This window comes from Streptomyces sp. PR69 (assembly GCF_026420845.1).
Classification (GTDB): Bacteria; Actinomycetota; Actinomycetes; order Streptomycetales; family Streptomycetaceae; genus Streptomyces.
Genome location: NZ_JAOWCB010000021.1, coordinates 20878 through 37983 on the forward strand (window position 1 = coordinate 20878; position 17106 = coordinate 37983).

Here is a 17106-nt window from a genome sequence, read left to right on the forward strand (position 1 = left end):
TTAGGACGTCCGTCCTAGAGCCGCCTTGGAAGGGATATTAGGACGCTCGTCCTATTGCGTGTCAAGCAAAAACTGGGAGATCGGCGCGTGGCGATCAGCAGACGGGCGGCGCACCCTGGAGGTGGGTATCGCTGGAGGTGACCGTCATGCAGACGCTGGTCGGATGGCACATCGATATGGAGTTCCGCGAGGACGGCGACCGTACGCGGGCGGCGGCGCTGGTCAGGCTCGGTGACGGTACGGAGTACCGCGGGCACGGCGCGGCCAGTCGGCATCCTTCGGATCCGCCGCAGTTGCGGGTGGGGGAGGAGATCGCGGGTGCGCGGGCGATGATGGATCTCGCGTCGCAGCTGCTACAGAAGGCGCACAAGGAGATCGACGAGGTGAGCGGCAGGACCTCCCACCCGCTGAGGTGAGGGAATGGTTCCCTTATAGACCCCTGGCCCGGTGAACTGGGTTCACAGGGCCAGAGGGCGGATGGGTGCGGTCAGAGCCGCTCGGGCGTGCGGATGCCCAGCAGGGCCATGCCCTGGTGGAGCGTGCGGGCGGTGATGTCGCAGAGGAAGAGGCGGTTCTCGACCTGGGCCGGGGTGTCCGCCTTCAGGACCGGGCACTCCGAGTAGAAGGTGGTGTAGAGGGACGCCAGCTGGTAGAGGTACGCGGCCAGCTTGTGCGGCTCGTACCCGGCGGCGACCTCCGCGACCGTCTCGCCGAACCGGTCGATGTGCAGGCCGAGGGCCCGCTCGGCCGGGGCCAGCGCCAGCTCCGGGTGGGCGGCGGGCTTGGCGTCGCCGGACTTGCGGAGGATGGACTGGATGCGGGCGTACGCGTACTGGAGGTACACGGACGTGTCGCCGTTGAGCGAGACCATCTGGTCCAGGTCGAACTTGTAGTCGCGGGCGGCGGACGTGGACAGGTCCGCGTACTTCACCGCGCCGACGCCGACCTGCGCGCCCCGCTCGGCGATCTCCTCCTCCGTGAGGTCCTGGGCCTTCTCGCGGACGACCGCGGAGGCCCGCTCGATCGCCTCGTCGAGGAGGTCGACCAGCCGGACCGTCTCGCCCTCACGGGTCTTGAACGGCTTGCCGTCCTTGCCGAGCACCGTGCCGAAGGCGAGCTGGACGGCCTTGACGTCGCCGTTCAGCCAGCCGGCGCGGCGGGCCGTCTCGAAGACCATCTTGAAGTGGAGGGACTGCCGGGCGTCCACCACGTACAGCAGCGTCGACGCGCCCAGGTTCGCCACCCGGTCGCGGATCGCGGACAGGTCGGTGGCCGCGTAGCCGAAGCCGCCGTTCGACTTCTGCACGATCAGCGGGACGGGCTGGCCGTCCGGGCCCTTGACGTCGTCGAAGAAGACGCAGAGCGCGCCTTCGGAGCGGACCGCGACGCCCGACTCCTCCAGAAGGCGGCAGGTCTCGGCGAGCATGTCGTTGTACCCGGACTCGCCGACGATGTCCGGGTCGTCGATCTTCATGTCGAGCTTGTCGAAGACCGAGTAGAAGTAGATCTTCGACTCGTCGACGAACCGCTGCCACATCGCCCGGGTCTCCGGGTCGCCCGACTGGAGGGCCACCACCCGGTCCCGGGAGCGGGCCTTGAACTCCTCGTCGGAGTCGAACAGCGCCCGCGCGGCCTTGTAGAGCCGGTCGAGGTTGGACATGGCCTCCTCGCCGGAGACCGCCTTGTCGTCCTTGTGGTCCAGCTCGTGGGGGTGCTCGACCAGATACTGGATGAGCATGCCGAACTGGGTGCCCCAGTCGCCGATGTGGTGACGCCGGACCACCTTCTCGCCGGTGAACTCCAGGATCTCCGCCATCGCCGCGCCGATCACGGCGGAGCGCAGATGCCCGACGTGCATCTCCTTCGCCACGTTCGGCTGGGCGTAGTCGATGACCGTGGTGCCCGGCTTGTCCGCGTACGGAACGCCGAGCCGGCCGTCCGCGGCGCGCGCCGCCAGGGTCTCGACGATCGCCTGGTCGGAGACGGTGATGTTGAGAAAGCCGGGTCCTGAGACCTCGACGTCCTTCAGGACGGCGCCCGGGTCGAGCGCGCCGACGACCTTGGCCGCCAGCTCGCGCGGATTGCCCTTGAGCTGCTTGGCGAGCGCCAGGATGCCGTTGGCCTGGAAGTCTGCCCGGTCGCTTCGTCGCAGCAGGGGGTCCGCGGAACCGGCCTCCGGCAGAGCTGCCGAGAGGGCGTCCGCGAGGCGCTGCTGCACGGTCGAAGCGAGGGAAGGGACCGAGGCCATGAGCTTCCGTTCCTGTTGTGGGTGTCGTGTGTGTCCGTGTCGGCTGTCAAGTGTCCCATGGGCCATGAGCAACCTGGGACCGAGTTTCGCCGTCCCCGTCTGGGAGAATGGCTAACGCCAGCATCCACAGAAACAAGATCAAGCATTTGAGGACGTGCCGATCGTGGCTCAGAGCAGCACCGAGACCGACTGGGTCTCCCGTTTCGCGGACGACGTGATCGCAGAGTCGGAGCGACGCGCGCCCGGGAAACCGGTCGTGGTCGCCTCGGGTCTGTCGCCGTCCGGCCCGATTCACCTGGGCAATCTGCGCGAGGTGATGACCCCGCACCTGGTCGCCGACGAGCTCCGGCGGCGCGGCTACGAGGTCCGGCATCTGATCTCCTGGGACGACTACGACCGGTACCGCAAGGTGCCGGCGGGCGTCGAGGGCGTCGACGACTCCTGGGCGGAGCACATCGGCAAGCCGCTGACCTCCGTGCCCGCCCCGGCCGGCTCCCCGCACCCGAACTGGGCCGAGCATTTCAAGGCCGCCATGGTCGAGTCGCTGGCCGCGCTGGGCGTGGAGTACGACCCGATCAGCCAGACCCGGCAGTACACCTCGGGCGCCTACCGCGAGCAGATCCTGCACGCCATGAAGCACCGGGCGGAGATCGACGGCATCCTCGCCCAGTACCGCACCAAGAAGAACCCTGTGAAGAAGCCGCAGAAGTCGCAGAAGCCGGTCGACGAGGCGGAGCTGGAGGCGGCCGAGGGATCGGGCGCGGCCAGCGAGGACGACGGCAGCGGCGGCTCGGCCGGGTACTTCCCGTACAAGCCGTACTGCGGCCAGTGCGAGAAGGACCTGACGGCCGTCTCCTCGTACAACGACGACACGACCGAGCTGACGTATGTCTGCACGGCGTGCGGCTTCGGCGAGACCGTGCGGCTGAGCGAGTTCAACCGCGGCAAGCTGGTCTGGAAGGTCGACTGGCCGATGCGCTGGGCGTACGAAGGCGTGATCTTCGAGCCCAGCGGCGTGGACCACTCCTCTCCGGGGTCGTCGTTCGTGGTCGGCGGGCAGATCGTGCGCGAGATCTTCGGCGGAGTGCAGCCCATCGGGCCGATGTACGCCTTCGTCGGCATCTCCGGCATGGCGAAGATGTCGTCCTCGCGCGGCGGCGTGCCCACCCCGGCCGACGCGCTGAAGATCATGGAGGCGCCGCTGCTGCGCTGGCTGTACGCGCGCCGCAAGCCCAACCAGTCCTTCAAGATCGCCTTCGACCAGGAGATCCAGCGGCTCTACGACGAGTGGGACAAGCTGGAGGCCAAGGTCGCGGAGGGGTCTGTGCTGCCCGCGGACGCGGCCGCCCACTCGCGCGCCGTGCGCACGGCCGCCGGTGAGCTGCCGAAGACACCGCGCCCGCTGCCGTACCGCACGCTGGCGTCCGTCGTGGACATCACCGCGGGGCACGACGAGCAGACGCTGCGCATCCTCAGCGACCTCGACCCGGCCAACCCGCTGACCTCGCTGGACGAGGCCCGGCCGCGGCTCGACTGCGCCGAGAACTGGATCACCACCCAGGTCCCGGCGGAGGCGCGCACGATCGTGCGCTCCGAGCCGGACGCCGAGCTGCTCGGCTCGCTGGACGACGAGGCGCGCGAGTCGCTGCGGCTGCTGCTGGACGGGCTGGACACGCACTGGTCCCTGGACGGGCTCACCACACTCGTCTACGGCGTGCCGAAGATGATGGCGGGCCTGGAGCCGGACGCCAAGCCCACGCCCGAGCTGAAGGTCGCGCAGCGGTCCTTCTTCGCGCTGCTGTACCGGCTGCTGGTGAGCCGGGACACCGGGCCGCGGCTGCCGACGCTGCTGCTCGCGGTGGGGGCGGACCGGGTGCGCAAGCTCCTGGCCGTGTAGGCGGTGTCCGGGGGCTCCGCCCCCGGACCCCCGCGCCTCAAAGTCCCCCAGACTCCGTCCGGGGGTACCCCCAGGCGGGGCTGGATTTGTCCAGCGCCGCCTGGGGGTCAGGCGATGTGTTCGGCCTCCAGGTCCGCCTGGTAGCGGTTGCGGAACTCGGGGAGCAGCTTGCGCAGCAGGCTGGAGCTGCGCGGGTGGGTGACGCCGTGGACGTCCGTCAGCAGTATGTCCAGCTGGTCGTTGCTGGGGAACGCGCCGTACTGGTCCACGTACTGACGGAACACCGGATACGCCTGCTCGGCGAACTGCCCGTCCTCCACGGGGAGCGGGTCCTGGACGGGCAGCTCCTCGGGGTGCGGGGCCGGGCCCTGGGGGACGGGGACGGCGGTGGGCTCCAGGCCCTCGACGTACGTGGGGTTGTAGGCGCTCTCGTACGCCTGCTGGTACGCCTCCTGAGGCAGGTGCTGGGCCGCGAACCAGGGGCTGTCATGGGTGACGGGGCCGCTGGCCTGTCCCTGGGGCTGCTGAGGCTGAGGCTGAGGCTGAAGCTGAGGGTGCGGCTGGGGCTGCTGCTCGGCGGGTGCTTCAGGGCCGGGGTCCGGTATCGGCTCCGGCTGCGGTTCCGCTTCCCGGTCGGGCTCGGGCGCTGCGGCCGCCGGCAGTTCTTCACGGCGCTCCGGCGCCTTCGTCAGCTCGGCGGGAGGCTGCTTCGCCGGCGATGACTGGGCCGTCTGGGCCGACTCGACGACGGGGTTCGGCGGCAGCAGCACCGGGTCCACCCCGGCCGCGGCCAGGCCCGCCGCGGCGGTGTCGGCCAGCGGAACGCCGTACTTCGCCAGCCGCAGCGGCATCAGCGCCTCCACCGGGGCCTTGCGCCGCCAGGCGCGCCCGTAGCGCGCCTGAAGGCGGGCCTGGTAGATCATCCGGTCCTGCTCCAGCTTGATGACCTGCTCGTAGCTGCGCAGTTCCCACAGCTTCATCCGCCGCCACAGCCGGAAGGTGGGGATGGGGGAGAGCAGCCAGCGGGTAAGCCGTACGCCCTCCATGTGCTTGTCGGCCGTGATGTCGGCGATCCGGCCCACGGCGTGGCGCGCCGCCTCCACGGAGACGACGAACAGGACCGGGATCACGGCGTGCATGCCGACGCCCAGCGGATCGGGCCAGGCGGCCGCGCCGTTGAACGCGATCGTGGCGGCGGTCAGCAGCCAGGCGGTCTGGCGCAGCAGCGGGAAGGGGATGCGGATCCAGGTCAGCAGCAGATCGAGGGCGAGCAGTACGCAGATGCCCGCGTCGATGCCGATCGGGAAGACCAGGGAGAAGTCCCCGAAACCTTTCTGCTCGGCGAGCTCGCGCACCGCCGTGTAGGAACCCGCGAAGCCGATCGCCGCGATGATCACCGCACCGGTGACCACCACGCCGACGAGTATGCGGTGTGTGCGTGTCAGCTGCATCGCGGCCACCCGCGATCCCCTCCCGTCAACCGAATCCAGCGGGCAAAGCCTGACACACGGCGGCGGAGCCCGTCCCTTCGGGGAGTGACGGGCTCCGGAACTCCGGCTGAGCGGCTGCCGGGCTGCCGCCCCGGCCGCCGCCGGGTCACTGCTCCTTGGCGGCGTCCTCCGAAGCCTTGTCCGAGGGCTTGTCCGAAGCCTTGTCCGAAGCCTTGTCCGAGGGCGTGCCCGTGGACTTGTCGTCGCCCGTGCCGCCGCCCTTGTTGGCGTCGGCCACCGCGGCCACCGCTTCCTTCGCCGCCTTCACGGCGCCCTTCGTCATGTCCTCGGCGGAGGGGCTCTTCGCGCCGCCGTATCCCGCGCCGTTGTAGCTGACGGTGATCACGGCGTTCTCCGTGCGGGCCACGACCACGGCGTATGTGAAGTCCTCGTCGGTCTTGTTCAGCGTGTAGTTGACCACCGTGGCCGCGTTGCCGACGCCGGAGGCCGGGGACGTCTTCACGCTCTTCGCGCCCTCGGCGGCCTTGGCCTTGTCGATCTCCTTGGCGTAGTTCTCCTCGGCGCGCTGCTGCCCGCTGAGGCCCAGGGCCTCCTGGGAGTCGTAGCGCAGCAGGGAGACATCCAGCCAGCGGTAGTCGGAGCCCTTGACGCCCTTGTCGTCCAGGGCGTTCCAGGAGCAGTGGCCGCTGATGGAGGTGTCCGACGACTTGCCCGCCTTGCCCCCCGTGCTCGCCTCCGGCACCAGCTCCTTGATCGTCTTCTCGGAGATCGTCTTGCAGGGGTTGGGCAGCCCGGCGAACTTCGCCGGGGCGACGGCCGGCGTCTTCTTCGCCTCGGGGGAGGCCGAGGCGGCGGCCGACTGCTGCTGACCGCCCTTGTCCTTGCCCGAGTCGGCAGAGCCGCCGCCGGAGTCCGATGAGCAGCCGACGACGACGAGCATGGCCGGGACGGCTGCGGCTGCGGCGATGATGCGGGTGAGTCGCGGAGCTGAACGGTGCATGGTTCCTTCAGTCGGTCGTCGTGCTGGAGTGTCGTGCCAGCCGGGTTCGGGCGGGCCGGAATCGACACGGTACGCGGGCCTGGCCCCTCGGCGCGGCCGGTCCCCGCGGCTCACTCCTCGTCCGCTCCTGGCTCACTCCTCGAACTGGTCGACCAGCCTGCGGGCCAGCTTCTGTGCTCTGTCCTGCATTTCCTCGCTGCTCGGAGCCGCTGCGGGCGGCGCGGACTGCTCCACGTACCGGATGGTCATGATCACGTTCGATGTGCGGAACACCACGCTCACGGTGCGGCGCTGGGCGGCCCCGCCGGCCCCGGCGAGGTCGTCGTCGAGGAAGGCCGCGTCCCCCAGGTCGTCGAGGAGGCGCGGCTGGAGGCCGTCGGCGCTGCCGGAGGGGGTGGCGGAGGGGGAGCCCGACGCGTCCGCGGACGGCGCTGAGGAGGAGGACGAGGAGGACGAGGAGGACGGGGAGGACGAGGCCGAGGAGGACGGGGAGGGTGACGTGGTTCCGGTGGGGGAGCCGTCGGCCTCGCCGTCGCCGTCTTCGGCGTCTTTGCCGTCTTGGCCTTCTTTGCCGCGCTGCGGGTCGACGGGGGCCGGGAGGGCGGCGGTCTGCTTCTTGGCGAAGACCTCCTGCGCCCGGTCGTCGTCGCTGATGGCGACGTCGTACGAGACGACCCGCTCGAAGTCCACCCGGAGCTGGTGCGAGGCGTGCGCCGCCTCGGCCTTCCAGCGGCAGCCGACGCGCCGGTCGGTGTCGTATGTGACGTCCGACGTCCCGCGGAAGACCTTCTGCCGTGCCTCCTCGGACAGACCGGCGGCGCCGGGGAGCAGCTCCTGGAGCGCGTCGCGGCCGACGGACCCGCAGGGCTCGGGGAGCGTGCGGTACTTGCCGGGGGCGGCGGTGGTCTTGGCGTCACCGGATTTGGGGTCGGTGGCGGAGTCGCCGCCGCCGTCGGCGGTGCAGCCGCCGACCGTGAGGACCGCGAGCAGCGACGCCGCCGCCAGGCCGGGTACGTACGCCTTTCGCTGCACGGTCCCAGGCTCCCTTCCACGCTGACTGCCGTGAAAAACGGTTTGCCGCCTCTTGGCGGCGGATGGACACAATGTGTATCGCACGCGCAGCCGCGGATGCCGGTCCGTCGAGCGTTTTATGGACCTTCGCTAGGGATTTTGCGCTTTGTGGCTTTTCGGTTGATGTTCAGCGATGTTCAGTGATGTTCAGGTGATCCGGGGGATCAGGGGGACGTATGTCGTATGTAGAGGTGCCCGGTGCGAAGGTGCCGATCCGGATGTGGACGGACCCGTCGACAGTCGAGGGCGTCGCCATGGAGCAGCTGCGGAACGTCTCCACGCTGCCATGGATCAAGGGTCTCGCCGTGATGCCGGACGTCCACTACGGCAAGGGAGCGACGGTCGGCTCGGTGATCGCGATGCAGGGCGCGGTCTGTCCGGCGGCGGTCGGGGTCGACATCGGCTGTGGCATGTCCGCGGTGAAGACCTCCCTCACCGCGAACGACCTGCCCGGCGACCTCTCCGGCCTCCGCTCCCGTATCGAGCAGGCCATCCCGGTGGGCCGCGGCATGCATGACGAGCCGGTGGACCCGGACCGGCTGTACGGATTCGGGGCACAGGGGTGGGACGACTTCTGGAAGCGCTTCGACGGGATCGCTGAAGCGGTCAGGTTCCGTCAGGAGCGGGCTGTGAAGCAGATGGGGACGCTCGGCTCCGGAAACCACTTCGTCGAGGTGTGTCTGGACGAGTCCGGGGCGGTGTGGCTCATGCTCCACTCCGGCTCCCGGAACATCGGCAAGGAGCTGGCCGACCACCACATCGGCGAGGCCCGCAAGCTGCCGCACAACCAGGGCCTCGTCGACCGCGACCTGGCGGTCTTCGTCGCGGACACCCCGGAGATGGCGGCCTACAGGAACGACCTCTTCTGGGCGCAGGAGTACGCCAAGCACAACCGCGCGATCATGATGGCGCTGCTGCAGAACGTGCTGCGCAAGCAGTTCAAGAAGGCCAAGGTCACCTTTGAGCCGGTGATCTCCTGCCACCACAACTATGTGGCGGAGGAGCGGTACGACGGCATGGATCTGCTGGTCACCCGCAAGGGCGCGATCCGGGCGGGCAGCGGGGACTACGGCATCATCCCGGGCTCGATGGGCACCGGCTCGTACATTGTCCGGGGTCTTGGGAACGAGGCGTCGTTCAACTCCGCGTCGCACGGCGCGGGCCGGAAGATGAGCCGGAACGCCGCCAAGCGCCGCTTCTCCACGCGCGATCTGGAGGAGCAGACGCGGGGCGTGGAGTGCCGTAAGGACTCCGGCGTCGTGGACGAGATCCCGGGCGCGTACAAGCCCATCGAGAGGGTCATCGACCAGCAGAAGGACCTGGTCGAGGTGGTCGCCAAGCTCAAGCAGGTCGTCTGTGTGAAGGGCTGATCTCCCGTACGACCGCCGGTGCTGCCGCGAGCCGCGCGGCCTCAGAGCTCGCGGTGGATCTTCGTATTGGACGCCTGGGCGCGCGGGCGGACCACCAGGAGGTCGATGTTGACGTGGGAGGGGCGGGTCACCGCCCAGGTGATGGTGTCCGCCACGTCGTCGGCGGTCAGCGGAGCGGAGACGCCCGCGTAGACCTTGGCCGCCTTCTCCTTGTCGCCGCGGAAGCGGGTCGTCGCGAACTCCTCCGTCCTGACCAGGCCGGGCGCGATCTCGATCACCCGCACCGGCGTGCCGACGATCTCCAGACGGAGGGTCTCGGCGAGGACGTGCTCGCCGTGCTTGGCCGCGACATAGCCCCCGCCGCCCTCGTACGGGGCGAGGGCCGCGGTGGAGGACAGGACGACGACCGTGCCGTCGCCGGAGGCGGTGAGGGCGGGCAGCAGCGCCTGGGTGACGTTGAGGGTGCCGATCACGTTCACCTCGTACATCCGACGCCAGTCGGCGGGGTCGCCGGTGGCGACCGGGTCCGCGCCGAGCGCGCCGCCCGCGTTGTTGACCAGTACGTCGCAGCGGTCCAGGGCGGCGGCGAAGGCGTCCACGGCCGGGCGGTCGGTGACGTCGAGCGCGCAGGCCGTGGCCTGGTGACCGGCCGCGGTCAGCTCGTCGGCGAGCGCCTCGACGCGGTCCTTGCGGCGGGCGGCGAGCATGACGTGGTAGCCGGCGGCGGCGAGACCGCGCGCGGTGGCCGCGCCGATGCCGCTGCTCGCTCCGGTGACGACGGCGACGGGGGCCGCGGGGGCGGCAGGGGAGCCGGCGGCGGTCTCGGCGGCGGTCATGGTCGTACTCCTCGCTTGTCGTGCAAGTGATCGATACGGCGCTACGCGGCCAGGATAGTGATCCCGCAACGGGGCCCGAGCACGGGGCGCGCGGTGCGCACCCATGCGGCAGCCGGGGGAATCCGGCGCGCCGCCGGGTGAAGAGCCGTCAGATGATATGGGCGATATGCGGACGATACGGGTATGTTCCCGGCATGTGGTGGAGAAGCGGAAGACGCGCGGGCCTGTGGGCGGTCTCCGGGGCGGCCGCGCTCGTGGTCGGCGCGGCGGCGAGCGCGGGCGCGGGCGGCCGGGTGATCGCCCCTGAGGCGGATGTGGCGCACCACGGCAGCGTCACCCTGCTGGACGGGCGGCTGGACGTATCGCTGCACAGCCGGAGCCATGGCCCCGCCTCCCTGGACGGCGCGACCGTGCGGCTGCGGTTCTCCGAGCCGCTCGCGGGTGCGCAGAAGCTGCCGGGGCAATGCCTGTGGGGCGGCGACCGGGTGGTGCTGTGCGGCACCGGCGAGCTGCGGGCCGGCGGGGCCGCCCAGCAGGTGCGGCTCGATCTGCGGACCGTGGGCGCGCCGGACGAGGTCATCGTGAAGATCGACACCATGTGGAACGGCGGCGCGACCGACCGCAATCCGTCCAACAACGAGCACCAGGTGCTGGCCCCGGCGACCGGCGACCCCTACGTCTTCTGAGCGCCTCTGTCTTCTGAGCGCCTCGCCGGGGAGCGGTGACGCGGACGGGTGACACTGGATGCGTGATCGTCGAACGCGCATACGCTCATGTCCCTTCCCTCGATGAGCGCCGGTGGCCCTGGTCCGTGCCCTGCGTACGGCAGCTGCTGGACGAGGGGATGCGCTTCACCGCGCCCGTGACCTTCCTCGTCGGGGAGAACGGCTCGGGCAAGTCCACCCTGGTCGAGGCGTTCGCGGAGGCCTTCGGGCTGGACCCGTACGGCGGCTCCCACGACTGGCGCTATGCCTCGCACCGCGAGAAGTCGCCGCTCGGCCGGCACATCCGATTTGACGCCGCCTCCCCGCGCGGGCGGCGGATGGCCCGCAGCTGGGCCGCGCGCAAGGGCTTCTTCCTGCGGGCGGAGACGGCGCTGGACGCCCTGGACCGGGAGGGCTTCGGCCCCGACTCCGTCAGCCACGGGGAAGGGTTTCTCGCCGCGTTCCGCGGGAAGTTCCTGCAGCCCGGGCTGTATGTGATGGACGAGCCCGAGGCGGCGCTGTCCTTCTCCTCCTGCCTGGAGCTGATCGGCCATCTCGACCAGCTGGCCAGGAAAGGCGGCCAGGTCGTCTGCGCCACCCACTCACCGCTGCTGACGGCCCTGCCGGGCGCGGACGTCGTCGAGGTCGGCGAGCACGGCATGCGGCGCGTCGCCTGGCGGGAGCTGGCGGTCGTCGACCACTGGCGGCGGTATCTCGCCGACCCGCAGGCCTATCTGCGTCACATCGTCGACTGAGCAGACTGAGCAGACTGAGCGGACTCCGACTGCTCTGTCTGCTCCATCCGCTCCATGTGGCGCACCGCTCTGCGGACGATCGCCTCCAGCCGGGAGTGGTGTGCGCCGCGCCAGTACACCCTGCCGCAGGCCGTGCACCGCGCGAAGACGTCATACGTGCGCTGCGTGCCCTGCTGGAGCTGGTCCTGCACCTCGTCCTTGTCGGCGTCCACGAGCGGGCCGTTGCAGGCCGTGCAGCGCGTCCACGGGGCTAGCGCGGGCGCGAACCGGTCGAGGACCTCGTGCAGTTGGGCGTCGGGACGGTCGTTGTAGACATACGCGCCCGCCCAGATCTCACGGCGGCGCAGCAGACCGCGGTCGCGGGAGAGGAGCACCCGGCGCTCACGCGCCGAAAGCGCCGCCAGCGCCGCGTCGCCGATGTCCTCGTTCTCGTACGCCGCGTCGACGCCGAGGAGGCGCAGCCGCCGCGCCAGGGTGCCCAGATGGACGTCGAGCAGGAAGCGCAGCGGGGCGCCGGGGACACGCTGCGGGCGCTCGACCCCGTACACCTCGACGTGTTCGCCGGCGCGCGGGATGTGCGAGACCGGCGTGTCCCGGCCGTCGACGACGAGCCTGCCGACCTCCGTCAGCGGCACGCCGAGCGACTCGACGACATGGCCGAGCGTCGACGAGCCGTCGGTGACCAGGTCGGCGGGGCCGTCCTCGCGGTGTTCCGCGGGTACGAAGAGGCGCAGCGCGGGCGCGACAGCGAGGGTGATGACCGGTCCGTTCACGCTGCCCAGGATGTCATCGGGGGGTACGGCCCGGCCACGCCGTTTCCGCCCGGCGCGGGGCTCAGAGGCTCAGAGGCGTGGGGCTCGCGGTCTCGGGGGCTCACGGCCTCGGGGTGCGTCTGCCGGGGCCGGGGGCCGTCTCAGGCGTTCGCCTCGGGCCACAGGTCGAGCCGCCAGTCGTGGGAGCGGCCGATATGGCCGGGCGGGTACTCGAAGGCGCACTCGCCCATCAGCGAGAACCCCGCCCTGCGGCACACCGCGTTCGACGCGGCGTTGCCGACGGACGGGAAGGCGTGCAGAAAGCGGTGCCGCCGCGCGGCCCTGGCCGCCCGGACGACCGCCAGGGCGCCGGCCGTGGCCAGACCGCGGCCCTGGTGTGCGGGCAGGACCGTCCATCCCGTCTCGTACACGGTCCGCCCCTGCCAGTTCTGCTCCCAGTAGCCGGTCGTGCCGACGGCTGCCCCGTCGGCCTCGGCGACGATGGAGTACATCCGGCCCCTGCCGGTCGTGTCCGCGCTCAGCTCGACATACCGCCGATGCCTGCTGAGCAGCTGCTCCTCGGTCTCGGGCCCGCCGAGGTGGTCCATCAGCGCGGGCGAGTTCGCCGCGCGGAGCAGCCCGAGGTCGGCTTCCGTCCACGGCTCGATGCGCACCGCCGGGGGTCTGGTGTCCATGCCCCGCACTGTAGGCGGCGGGCGGGACGCCGGCCGCCGCGCGGCTCCAGGGCCTACGGCCAGACCAGGCAGTACGGCTGATGCCCCGCCTCGTGCAGACGATGGCTGAAATCTTGCCATTCGTGGAGCAGTTGATAGACGTCGAACGCGTCCCGCGGCCCGCCCCTGTCCGGCACCGTCGACCAGATGAACGCCGCCGCGCCCACCGACTCCTCGCCGACGTCGCGCAAGGGGTCGACCGTCGTCATCGGAAGCTTGACCACCGCGTAGTCGGGGTGCAGCACCACCAGCTCCAGCGGCGGCACCTTGTGCAGCGGCATGCCCTGGATGCCGGTCAGCACCATCGCGGCTATCGTCTCGGGCTTGATCTTGGTGAACATCCCGCCCATGCCGAGCTCGTCGCCGCCCAGCTCCTCAGGGCGCATCGAGATCGGCACACGGGCCGCGGTAGCGCCGTCGGGAGCCCCGAAGTACTTGTAGGTCACCCCCACTCGGCCGCTCCTGCTTCCCGCGGGCTCCTCCGCGCCGTGCCGCCGATGCTTTCCCCGCCGGGCAGGCTCAGGGCCCAGATCGTCGGTCCCCTCGCCCAGTCCGCCACCGCGATGCATATCTCCACCCGACCACTCGCAGCCCCCGCCGCGCAACCCGATCATCGTGACAAACACCTCCCCCGACAACGTGCGGTGAAACACCCGTCCTCGGAGAACGTCCCGGCCTCTGCCACCATGGATTCCGTGAGCTTTCCCTATGACGCCCCAGTTTCGCAGACGCTCTTCGACCGCGCGTCCCTCGTGACGCCCGGCGGCGTGAACTCTCCCGTCCGCGCCTTCCGCGCCGTGGGCGGCACGCCCCGGTTCATGGTGTCCGGCGACGGCCCGTATCTCACCGACGCGGACGGCCGTGAATACGTCGACCTCGTCTGCTCCTGGGGACCCATGATCCTCGGGCATGCCCACCCGGCCGTCACCCAGGCCGTCCAGGCGGCCGTGGCGCGCGGCACATCCTTCGGGACGCCGGGCGAGGGCGAGGTCGCGCTCGCCGAGGAGATCGTCGCGCGGGTGACGCCGGTGGAACAGGTGCGGCTGGTGTCCAGCGGCACTGAGGCGACGATGTCCGCGATCCGGCTGGCCCGCGGATTCACCGGCCGCGCCAAGGTGATCAAGTTCGCGGGGTGCTACCACGGCCATGTGGACGCGCTGCTCGCGGCCGCCGGTTCCGGCGTGGCCACCTTCGGGCTGCCGGACACGCCGGGCGTCACCGGCGCGCAGGCGGGCGACACCATCGTGCTGCCGTACAACGACCTGGAGGCCGTGCACGCCGCGTTCCACGCGCACCCCGGCGAGATCGCCTGTGTGATCACCGAGGCGTCGCCGGGCAACATGGGCGTCGTCCCGCCGCGCGACGGCTTCAACGCCGGACTGAAGGCCGCCTGCGAGAAGAACGGCGCGCTGTACATCTCGGACGAGGTGATGACCGGCTTCCGTACTTCCAGGGCGGGCTGGTACGGCGTCGACGGCGTCGCCCCCGACCTGATGACCTTCGGCAAGGTGATGGGCGGCGGCTTCCCGGCGGCGGCGTTCGGCGGCCGCGCCGATGTGATGGCGCACCTCGCCCCGGCCGGGCCCGTCTACCAGGCGGGCACGCTCTCCGGGAACCCGGTCGCCACGGCCGCGGGCCTGGCGCAGCTCAAGCTCCTCGACGACGCCGCGTACGAGAAGGTCGACGCCGTCTCGCGGGAAATCCAGGGCCTGGTGACGGGCGCGCTCGCCAAGGAGGGCGTGGCGCACCGGCTGCAGACCGCGAGCAACATGTTCTCCGTGTTCTTCACGGACCGCGAGGTGCGCGACTACGAGGACGCCAAGCGGCAGGAAGCTTTCCGCTTCAATGCGTTCTTCCACTCGATGCTGTCGAACGGGGTGTATCTGCCGCCGTCGGCCTTCGAGTCCTGGTTTGTCTCGACCGCGCACGACGACCGGGCGATCGAGCGGATCGCGGCCGCGCTGCCCGCCGCCGCGCGCGCCGCCGCGGAGGCGGTCGCATGACGGGCGAGCTGGGAAGCGGGATGAAGAGCGGGCTGAGGAGCGGTCTGGCCGAGGGGCTGGGCTACGGGGACGCCGTCGGCGGCGACGACATCACCGTGGTGCATCTGATGCGCCACGGCGAGGTGCACAACCCGGATGGTGTGCTCTACGGCCGCCGGCCCGGCTACCACCTCTCCGACCTCGGCCGGCAGATGGCCGACCGCGTCGCCGACCACCTCGCCTCCCGCGACATCACCCGGGTCATCGCCTCCCCGCTGGAGCGGGCGCAGGAGACCGCGGCGCCCATCGCCAAGGCGCACGGACTGACCGTCGACACCGACGACCGTCTGATCGAGGCGGGCAACGTCTTCGAGGGCAAGACCTTCGGCGTGGGCGACGGCGCGCTGCGCCGGCCCGCCAACTGGAAGCACCTGACCAATCCGTTCCGCCCGTCCTGGGGGGAGCCGTACATCGAGCAGGTCGTCCGGATGATGGGCGCGCTGAGCGCCGCGCGGGACGCGGCGCGGGGCCATGAGGTCGTGTGCGTCAGCCATCAGCTCCCGATCTGGATCGTGCGCAGCTTCGTGGAACGGCGGCGGCTGTGGCATGACCCGAGGCGTCGGCAGTGCACCCTGGCCTCGCTGACGAGCTTCACCTATCAGGGCAACAAGATCGTTTCCGTGGGTTACAGCGAGCCGGCGAGGGATCTGGTGCCGGCGCACTTGCTGGCGGGGGCGAAGCCGGTGAAGGGCAAGTCGAAGGCCTTCGGCGCGTAGGCGGTCCCCTTTGCCGGGGCTCCCCCCCCGCCTGGCAAGGCGCTGGCAACGGGGCCGGTGGGGGAAGAAGCCGCTCCCGGGGCCCGAGAGGCCCGGCGTCGATCGGTCGCGTGTTCAAAATTGGGTACGTCTGTCCGGAACCGTCTCCATCCATCCCGCATCTCTCCCTTTGCCGGTTTGGATGGGCTCTCTCTTCTCCATGAGGGCCGGATGGGGACGACGATATGCGCGACATCACTCGAAGGGGCCTGCTCGGGGCGGGCCTTGGGGCCGCCGCGGCGATCGGGATCGCGGGGTGCGGATCCGGGGCCGACGGGGGCGGGAAGAGCGGCACGGGCAAGGGCGGCGGCGGGGGCAGTCCGTCGCCCTCCAAGGCGGAGGGGAGGCTTATCGGCGACGGCTCCACCTCCGACACGGGGAAGCAGCCGAACCAGCCCGACAAGCCCGTGCCGCTGGAGCCGGGCGAGACCCCTCCGCAGTTTGTGATCTTCTCCTGGGACGGCGCGGGCGACGTGGGCAACGGCCTCTTCCCGCGCTTCCTGGAGCTTGCCAAGAACCATGACGCGGCGATGACGTTCTTCCTGTCGGGGATCTATCTGCTCCCCGAGTCGAAGAAGACGCTGTACCGCCCGCCGAACAACCGCATCGGCGCGTCGGACATCGGCTATCTCACCGATCAGCACATCAAGGACACGCTGAAGTACATACGCCAGGCATGGCTCGACGGGCATGAGATAGGCACGCATTTCAACGGCCATTTCTGCGCCGGATCCGGCTCGGTGGGCAACTGGTCCCCGGCGGACTGGCAGAGCGAGATCGACCAGGCTGTGTCCTTTGTCACAGAGTGGCGCACCAACTCCGGCTGGAAGGATCTCGACCCGCTGCCCTTCGACTACCGCAAGGAGCTCGTCGGCGGCCGTACCCCCTGTCTCCTCGGCCAGGACAAGCTGCTGCCCACCGCCAAGAAGCTGGGCTGGCGCTATGACGCCAGCTCGCCGGGCGGCTTCCAGAAGTGGCCCGTGAAGAAGATGGACGTCTGGGATCTGCCGCTGCAGCAGATTCCCTTCCCGGGGCGTTCTTTCGAGGTGCTGTCCATGGACTACAACATGCTTGCCAATCAGTCGAAGAACACGACCAAGGGAATGCCCTCGCGCTACCCGGAGTGGAAGAAGCAGGCCACGGACGCCTATGTCGCGGGCTTCAAGCGCGCCTACGAGACCAATCGCGCGCCGTTCTACATAGGCAACCACTTCGAGGACTGGAACGGCGGCATCTACATGGACGCGGTCGAGGAGGCGCTCAAGCAGATGGCGGGCAAGAAGGACGTACGTCTGGTCTCCTTCCGGCAGTTCTGCGACTGGCTCGACGTGCAGGACCCGAAGGTGCTCGACAAGCTGCGCACGCTGGAGGTCGGGCAGTCCCCGGCGGGCGGCTGGAACACTTTCCTTAAGACCTCTTGACAAGGGGCCATCCGGACGCCGTGGTCGCGGCAGGGGGGCGCGGAAGATCGCCCAGAGGCTCATGCGAAAC

General features: G+C 70.4%; 16 protein-coding genes. 8 read left to right on the plus strand and 8 right to left on the minus strand.

Annotated elements, in window-relative coordinates; all coding sequences use genetic code 11:
* The first annotated feature begins 146 nt into the window (after positions 1-146).
* A complete protein-coding gene (locus OF819_RS19925) occupies positions 147-416 on the plus strand; it encodes a DUF1876 domain-containing protein (RefSeq protein WP_240135506.1) in 270 nt (89 codons plus the stop codon).
* A 71-nt stretch (positions 417-487) separates the two neighbouring features.
* Here OF819_RS19925 and argS read toward each other — a convergent pair whose 3' ends face one another.
* Positions 488-2248: an arginine--tRNA ligase gene (gene argS, locus OF819_RS19930; protein ID WP_267244951.1), complete on the minus strand. Its 1761-nt coding sequence runs from the start codon at positions 2246-2248 to the stop codon at positions 488-490.
* A gap of 154 nt (positions 2249-2402) precedes the next feature.
* Here argS and lysS point away from each other — a divergent pair, with 154 nt between their 5' ends.
* On the plus strand, positions 2403-4145 hold the full coding sequence (gene lysS, locus OF819_RS19935; protein WP_267244952.1) for a lysine--tRNA ligase: 1743 nt from the start codon (positions 2403-2405) through the stop codon (positions 4143-4145).
* Between the two features lie 107 nt (positions 4146-4252).
* On the opposite strand, the gene OF819_RS19940 is transcribed toward lysS, so the two are convergent.
* The 3 genes from OF819_RS19940 to OF819_RS19950 all read right to left on the minus strand — a co-directional run bounded on the left by OF819_RS19940 (position 4253) and on the right by OF819_RS19950 (position 7628).
* Positions 4253-5596, minus strand: coding sequence for a DUF2637 domain-containing protein (locus tag OF819_RS19940; RefSeq protein WP_267244953.1), 1344 nt, complete (start codon positions 5594-5596; stop codon positions 4253-4255).
* Between the two features lie 145 nt (positions 5597-5741).
* Positions 5742-6596 (minus strand): DUF3558 domain-containing protein, encoded by an 855-nt coding sequence (locus OF819_RS19945; RefSeq protein WP_267244954.1) that lies wholly within the window; start codon positions 6594-6596, stop codon positions 5742-5744.
* 132 nt (positions 6597-6728) lie between these two features.
* Positions 6729-7628 carry a DUF3558 domain-containing protein gene (locus OF819_RS19950; protein WP_267244955.1) on the minus strand — a complete coding sequence of 300 codons (900 nt, stop codon included), beginning with the start codon at positions 7626-7628 and terminating at the stop codon, positions 6729-6731.
* A 215-nt stretch (positions 7629-7843) separates the two neighbouring features.
* Here OF819_RS19950 and OF819_RS19955 point away from each other — a divergent pair, with 215 nt between their 5' ends.
* On the plus strand, positions 7844-9037 hold the full coding sequence (locus tag OF819_RS19955) for an RtcB family protein (RefSeq protein ID WP_267244956.1): 1194 nt from the start codon (positions 7844-7846) through the stop codon (positions 9035-9037).
* A 41-nt stretch (positions 9038-9078) separates the two neighbouring features.
* Here the strand turns inward: OF819_RS19955 and OF819_RS19960 are convergent, their stop codons facing one another.
* Complete coding sequence (locus OF819_RS19960) at positions 9079-9873, minus strand: SDR family NAD(P)-dependent oxidoreductase (protein ID WP_267244957.1); 795 nt, start codon at positions 9871-9873, stop codon at positions 9079-9081.
* 194 nt (positions 9874-10067) lie between these two features.
* Here OF819_RS19960 and OF819_RS19965 point away from each other — a divergent pair, with 194 nt between their 5' ends.
* Complete coding sequence (locus OF819_RS19965; protein ID WP_267244958.1) at positions 10068-10559, plus strand: hypothetical protein; 492 nt, start codon at positions 10068-10070, stop codon at positions 10557-10559.
* Between the two features lie 62 nt (positions 10560-10621).
* On the plus strand, positions 10622-11332 hold the full coding sequence (locus OF819_RS19970; protein WP_267244959.1) for an AAA family ATPase: 711 nt from the start codon (positions 10622-10624) through the stop codon (positions 11330-11332).
* On the opposite strand, the gene OF819_RS19975 is transcribed toward OF819_RS19970, so the two are convergent.
* The 3 genes from OF819_RS19975 to OF819_RS19985 all read right to left on the minus strand — a co-directional run bounded on the left by OF819_RS19975 (position 11317) and on the right by OF819_RS19985 (position 13387).
* Positions 11317-12105, minus strand: coding sequence for a Mut7-C RNAse domain-containing protein (locus tag OF819_RS19975; RefSeq protein WP_267244960.1), 789 nt, complete (start codon positions 12103-12105; stop codon positions 11317-11319). The two genes, OF819_RS19970 and OF819_RS19975, sit on opposite strands and share 16 nt — an antisense overlap.
* Before the next feature lie 140 nt (positions 12106-12245).
* Entirely contained in the window at positions 12246-12779 is a 534-nt protein-coding gene (locus tag OF819_RS19980) for a GNAT family N-acetyltransferase (protein ID WP_267244961.1), read from the minus strand.
* A 53-nt stretch (positions 12780-12832) separates the two neighbouring features.
* On the minus strand, positions 12833-13387 hold the full coding sequence (locus OF819_RS19985) for a hypothetical protein (protein WP_240135503.1): 555 nt from the start codon (positions 13385-13387) through the stop codon (positions 12833-12835).
* Between the two features lie 117 nt (positions 13388-13504).
* Here OF819_RS19985 and hemL point away from each other — a divergent pair, with 117 nt between their 5' ends.
* The 3 genes from hemL (at position 13505) to OF819_RS20000 (ending at position 17036) form a co-directional block, all read left to right on the plus strand.
* Positions 13505-14821, plus strand: coding sequence for a glutamate-1-semialdehyde 2,1-aminomutase (gene hemL, locus OF819_RS19990; protein WP_267244962.1), 1317 nt, complete (start codon positions 13505-13507; stop codon positions 14819-14821).
* 107 nt (positions 14822-14928) lie between these two features.
* Positions 14929-15576, plus strand: a complete 648-nt coding sequence (locus OF819_RS19995; RefSeq protein ID WP_267245020.1) for a histidine phosphatase family protein — start codon at positions 14929-14931, stop codon at positions 15574-15576.
* Between the two features lie 224 nt (positions 15577-15800).
* Positions 15801-17036 carry a hypothetical protein gene (locus tag OF819_RS20000; RefSeq protein ID WP_267244963.1) on the plus strand — a complete coding sequence of 412 codons (1236 nt, stop codon included), beginning with the start codon at positions 15801-15803 and terminating at the stop codon, positions 17034-17036.
* Positions 17037-17106: the final 70 nt, after the last annotated feature.